5 protein-coding genes are annotated in these 6052 nt (G+C 47.0%); 4 read left to right on the forward strand and 1 reads right to left on the reverse strand.

What is annotated here, in order from left to right; all coding sequences use genetic code 11:
* Positions 1-24 precede the first annotated feature (24 nt).
* On the forward strand, positions 25-384 hold the full coding sequence (locus QUB35_RS24470; protein WP_333144272.1) for a DUF433 domain-containing protein: 360 nt from the start codon (positions 25-27) through the stop codon (positions 382-384).
* Between the two features lie 4 nt (positions 385-388).
* On the forward strand, positions 389-736 hold the full coding sequence (locus QUB35_RS24475) for a DUF5615 family PIN-like protein (protein WP_333144273.1): 348 nt from the start codon (positions 389-391) through the stop codon (positions 734-736).
* A gap of 172 nt (positions 737-908) precedes the next feature.
* Here QUB35_RS24475 and topA read toward each other — a convergent pair whose 3' ends face one another.
* The gene (gene topA, locus QUB35_RS24480) at positions 909-3632 is read right to left on the reverse strand and encodes a type I DNA topoisomerase (RefSeq protein ID WP_333144274.1); all 2724 of its coding nucleotides are present in this window, start codon (positions 3630-3632) and stop codon (positions 909-911) included.
* A gap of 571 nt (positions 3633-4203) precedes the next feature.
* Here topA and QUB35_RS24485 point away from each other — a divergent pair.
* Both QUB35_RS24485 and QUB35_RS24490 read left to right on the forward strand, forming a co-directional pair.
* On the forward strand, positions 4204-4875 hold the full coding sequence (locus tag QUB35_RS24485; RefSeq protein WP_333144275.1) for a hypothetical protein: 672 nt from the start codon (positions 4204-4206) through the stop codon (positions 4873-4875).
* 170 nt (positions 4876-5045) lie between these two features.
* Positions 5046-6052 (forward strand): protein kinase domain-containing protein (locus QUB35_RS24490; RefSeq protein ID WP_333144276.1); only part of this gene is annotated, 1007 nt, incomplete at its 3' end.

Consider the following 6052-nt stretch of genomic DNA (forward strand, 5'->3'; position numbering starts at 1 on the left):
TAATTGATAAATCAAATAGATTTCATGACTATCAAAGAATTAGAAGCGCAACTCTTAGCCTTAACGCCGATCGACAAAGCTGAGGCAATCAGCATCTTAACTCAAAGCCTGAAAAACAGCGGACGCCCGATTACAAAAACTCCCGGCGTGATGGGCGGCGATGCTTGTATTGACAATACTCGCATTCCCGTTTGGTTGCTCGCAAGCTATCGCAATGACGGCGCTACCGATGCTTTTATCCTAGACTGCTATCCCCATCTCAGTGCTGCTGATTTGGTAAATGTTTGGGCTTATGCTGAAGCTTATCCTGACGAAATTGAGGAAGCAATTAGACTGCAAGATGAGGCTGACGAAATATTAGATACACCTGAAAATATCAAATAAACCTATGGCGTGTCTCTACGCAGACGAACAATTTCCTCGGCAAGTCGTGCAAAACCTGCGGTCTTTGGGGCATGATGTCCTGACTGTTCAAGAAGCAGGAAATGCTGGACTACCTGATGAGGATGTATTAGCATTTGCCATCATTGAAAATCGGGCTGTTGTGACCGTCAACCGACGGGATTTCTTTCAAATGCACAAGCTGCAACCTGACCACTATGGTATTATTGCCTGCACGCGAGATGACGATATTGCTAGACTGACTGCTAATATTAATGATGCGATATCTATCGCTCAGACATTGACGGGAAAAGTGATTCGAGTCTATCGTTCTGGACCGCCGTCCATATCTTAATTGCATTCAAGAGACCTTATGCCCTACTATACTCAAGCCGAATTTTAAGGACTGAAGTCCTTACTACAAACCTAAATTTGTGCAGTATTTTACCAACAAAAAAACCGGGCGGGCACGGGGACACCGCCCCTACACCGTCCGGGTTTCTCGATCAGTGAAAACTAAACTAAAATCACGTTGTCTTCTTCTTAGCCGCAGTCGCAGTCGCAGCCTTCTTAGTCGTGGTTTTCTTCGCCGCAGTGGTTTTCTTCGCAGTAGTTTTCTTCTCTGCAGTCTTCTTCGCCGCAGTCTCCGACTTCGCCGCCGCAGTCTTAGTTGACTTCTTCGACTTGCTGCTAGATTTTCCGCCGCCCGCTGCTTCCTTCGCTGCTAACAAATCCAGTGCTTTTTGTAAGGTGAAATTCTCCACAGATTCATCCTTAGCCAAAGAAGCATTGATATCGCCGTGTTTGACGTAGGGCCCATAACGGCCGTCGTAAACATTGATAAGTTCTCCCGATTCTGGATGCGCGCCCAATTCCTTCAAAGGTTTAGCTGTTTTGCTGCTGCCGCGGGCGGCTTTCGGCTGCGATAACAATTCTAATGCCCGATCGAGCTCGATCGTCAAAACATCATCCGGCGGTTTGATCGATCGATAATCTTTCCCCACCTTACCCTGGTCATGCACCACATAAGGCCCGTACATCCCCAAATTAGCTTGCACCTTCGCCCCCGTCTCCGGGTGAGTTCCCAACAACCGAGGCAAAGTCAACAAACTCACCGCCATATCCACCGTCACGCTATCCTTATCCGTCCCCTTCGGTAAAGAAGCCCGCTTCGGTTTCTTGTTCGTTTCCGAAACATCCCCTAACTGAACGTATGGCCCATAACTGCCAATCAGCACATAAATCGGTTCCCCGGTTTCTGGGTGAAGACCCAATTTTTCCGGGCCTTCCATTTTTTGCTTTAACAGAAACTCCACTTGATCCGGGTCTAAATCTGCCGGGGTCAAATCTTGGGGAATCGATGCTTTTACCAGGCCTTCTTCGCTTTCAGATTCCAGGTATGCGCCGAATTTGCCGATGCAGACTTTAGCAGAAATATTCTCCAGTACCACAGTTCGGGCAACTTTCGCATCAATCTGACTTTCCTGTTCTTTAACTTGGGTTGCGAGTCCGGTTTCCCCTGTATAAAACTTTTGCAAATACGGCAGCCATTTCGCCTCGCCGGTGGCAATTTCATCGAGGGTTTGTTCCATTCGGGAAGTAAAACCGGTGTCTACTAAATCGGGAAAATGTGTTTCCAATAAAGTCGTGACGGCGAAAGCGGTGAATGTCGGAATTAGGGCATTAGCTATTAATTTCGCATACCCCCGATCGACAATTGTACCGATAATACTCGCATAGGTACTCGGACGGCCCACACCTTCGCTTTCCAGCATTTTCACCAGAGAAGCTTCCGTGTAGCGGGCGGGAGGTTGAGTTTCGTGGCCAACTGCCTCTAAATCCTTACAATTAGGTTTATCCCCCACCTTCAGCGCCGGCAAAATCACCTCTTGGTCTTCCAACGCCGCATTCGGATCGTCGGAACCTTCCACGTAGGCGCGCAAAAAGCCTGGAAAATCAATGCGTTTCCCGCTGGAACGGAAACCGGCATCTTCTACCTGAGTTTGTACCGTAACGTGAGTTTGGCGGGAATCGGCCATTTGAGAAGCCACTGTCCGCTTCCAAATCAAATCATAGAGGCGGAAATCAATCCCATCCAATCCAGTTTGCTGCGGAGTCCGAAAAGTGCTGCCAGCGGGACGGATAGCTTCGTGGGCTTCCTGCGCGCCTTTGCTTTTCGTGGTGTATTTGCGCGGCTGGGGGCTAAGGTATTCGCTGCCGTAAAGTTCTTGCACGCAACTGCGCGCCGCTTCGATCGCCTGTTCGGACAAATGCACCGAATCCGTCCGCATATAGGTGATAAAACCGCGTTCGTACAGACTTTGGGCAATTCGCATGGTTTCCCGCGCACCCAGCCGCAGCTTGCGGTTAGCTTCCTGCTGCAAAGTCGAGGTCGTAAACGGCGGCGAAGGTTTGCGGGTGACTGGCCGTTCTTCGAGATTTGTGACAGTCCAGGGTTTGTTTTGGATGCGTGAGAGTAAAGCCCGCGCCTGTTCTTCGTTCAGCAAAAGTACGCGGCGGCCTGCGATAATTTGCCCGGTATTTTCATCAAAATCGCTGCCATTTGCAACTTTTACATTGCCGACTGTCACGAGTTTGGCATCAAAAGAAATCTTGCCCTTTTCCAAAAGGGCTTTTAAATCCCAGTAACTACCTTGGCGGAAAGCGCGGCGTTCCCGTTCCCGGCGCACCAGCAGGCGTACAGCGACTGACTGGACTCTACCGGCGGACAAACCCCAAGCGATTTTTTTCCACAGTAGCGGAGAGAGTGTGTAACCGACGAGTCTGTCGAGAATTCGGCGAGTTTCTTGGGCTTGTACAACTCGATTGTCGATATCGCGGCAGTGAGTTAAGGCGTCGCGGATAGCTTCGCGGGTGATTTCGTGAAACACCATCCGCTTGATGGGCACTTTGGGTTTGAGGATTTGCAACAAATGCCAGGAAATGCTTTCGCCTTCCCGGTCTTCGTCAGTGGCTAGAATCAGTTCTGTGGCGTCTTTGAGGGCGTCTTTGAGTTCTTTAACAATTTTCTTTTTATCTTTCGGGATGACGTAGAGGGGTTCAAAGTCTGCTTCCACGTTTACGCCCAGTTGCGCCCATTTTTCTCCTTTAACGGCTTCTGGTATTTCTTCGGCGGAGGATGGTAGGTCGCGGACATGGCCCATCGATGCCTCTACACGGTAGGTGGAGGGCAGGAAGTTGCGGATGGTACGGGCTTTGGTAGGAGATTCGACGATGACTAAGGTTGACATGGCATCTTTTAAATATGGATGGCAGCGCAGCTAGAGGGTCTAAGTTAGAGAGTTTAGGTCAGATGTCAAGGTTTCTTTCAACTTTGGGCGATTATTTTCAAACTACCTTAATTTTTAACTTACTGCCGATCGGGTGGCAGGTGACAAGCTGATGGGATTTTACTGCTTTGGGGGCAGAGGCTGCGAATCGCCTCTCTACAAGATGCACGGGATGATGACCTGACTCTAGCAGAATTGTCGCTAACTGGATGTTGAGACTGCTGGATGCGGGCGGATGGTTCCTCAATCTGGTTGTAACTTGAAGGCTGGGGCGATCGATTGCGCGATTTTAGATTTGAGATTTTAGATTTTAGATTGGGAAAGATTTACTGAGTAGAGGTTTGGGATTATCGATCGGGCGATTTTAGATTTTAGATTGTAGATTTTAGATTGGGAAAGATTTACTGAGTAGAGGTTTGGGATTATCGATTTTAGATTTTAGATTTTAGATTTTAGATTGGGAAGAAAGATTTAAAGCAATCACAGAGGATTAAAATTAATTGAGCGATCGCTCAATTCTATGAACAATGCTATGACATTTGAATTCGACCATCTTTTCATCTTTACTGATATTGGTGCTTCCGAAGCTAATCGTTTATCATCCTTTGGTTTAGTTGAGGGTGCATCTCGCATTCATCGCGGACAAGGTACAGCCAATCGCTCTTTCTTTTTCCATAACGCAATGTTGGAATTGTTATGGATTCACGATCCAGAAGAGGCGAAGTCTGAGCCAATTCATCGGACTCGTCTTTGGGAGCGATCGACAAATCGGAATAATGGTGCGTGTCCATTTGGCATCTGTTTGCGTCCCGCCAAAGGTTCTGAGGACACAGTTGCATTTTCTAGTTGGGCATATCGTCCACCTTATTTATCTGAAACGATGAGTATCGCAGTAGGAACAAATAGTGATGTTTTGACTGAGCCGATGCTTTTCCAAATTTCCTTTGGTAAACGTCCAGATCAATACTTTGCTGATAAGTCACAGCCTTTGGATCATGGTGTTGGTTTCCGCGAAATTACTCGTGTAGAATTAGTCAGTCCTGCTGCCAATAATCCGTCACCTGAACTTCAAGCAGTGCTTGAGACAAATCAGCTAAAGTTACGGATAGGAACCGAGTATTTTGTGGAGCTTGGTTTTGATGGAGAAGTGCAGGGACAACAGGTAGATTTTCGACCGGGATTGCCGCTTATTATCAGTTGGTAATCTAAAGCCGTAAAACAATTAATAAGATGGCTGCTGTATCGAAGGATCTGCGATCGTTCGTACAGAAGGCGGACTGACAAGTGCAGGAACATTAGAGGCCATTGAGAATTTTCCAAGTTTGCTGAGTAAACTAGATATATAGTAACCCCCAATTTATTGAGGACTGGAAAATGGAGAGAATTACTGACCTGCCTGGGTATCGCATAACAGAACAACTCTATGCAGGGTCTCGCACTCTAGTTTATCGCGGTGTTCGGGAGTGCGATCGGACTCCAGTCGTCATCAAACTGCTGCGAAACGAATACCCCAGCTTCAGCGAACTGCTGCAATTCCGCAACCAATATACCATCGCCAAAAATCTACGTCTACCTGGAGTGGTTGAACCCCTCGATTTAACACCTTACAAAAACGCCTATGCTTTGATAATGGAGGACTTTGGAGGAGTGTCCCTGTCTACTTATGCCGAGGTAGCAATTGATAAAAACCAACCCGATAAATCTCTATCTTTAGAAAACTTTCTCACCCTAGCCAGGGAACTAGCAAATATTCTCCACTCTCTCTACCAAAACCGAGTTATTCATAAAGATATCAAACCAGCCAATATTCTGATTAACCCACATAGCAAACAAATTAAACTCATTGACTTCAGTATTTCTTCCCTGCTGCTGAGAGAAACCCAAGAAATCCAGAATCCCAACACCATCGAAGGAACCTTAGCTTATCTCTCCCCAGAAAAGACAGGAAGAATGAATCGAGGCATTGACTATCGGAGTGACTTTTATTCGCTGGGTGTCACCTTCTATGAATTGTTGACAAAACAGTTACCCTTCGACTCAGACGACCCAATGGAGTTAGTGCATTGTCATCTAGCCAAACAGCCGATTCCCGTACATCAAATCAACCCCGAAGTCCCCCTAATTTTATCCCAAATTGTTAGTAAACTGATGGCCAAGGATGCGGAAAATCGCTATCAGAGTGCATTAGGACTGAAACACGATTTAGAGATTTGTCTGGCTCAATTACAAAACACGGGTAAAATTGAGACGTTTGCATTGGCAACGCGGGATATTACAGACCATTTCCTCATCCCCGAAAAGCTCTACGGCAGAGAAACAGAAGTTGAAACCTTATTAGCAGCCTTTGAGCGAGTCAGCAGAGGCAGCACCGAAATGATGCT

Origin of the sequence: Microcoleus sp. B13-B6, from assembly GCF_036705405.1 — a bacterium.
Lineage (GTDB): Bacteria > Cyanobacteriota > Cyanobacteriia > Cyanobacteriales > Microcoleaceae > Microcoleus.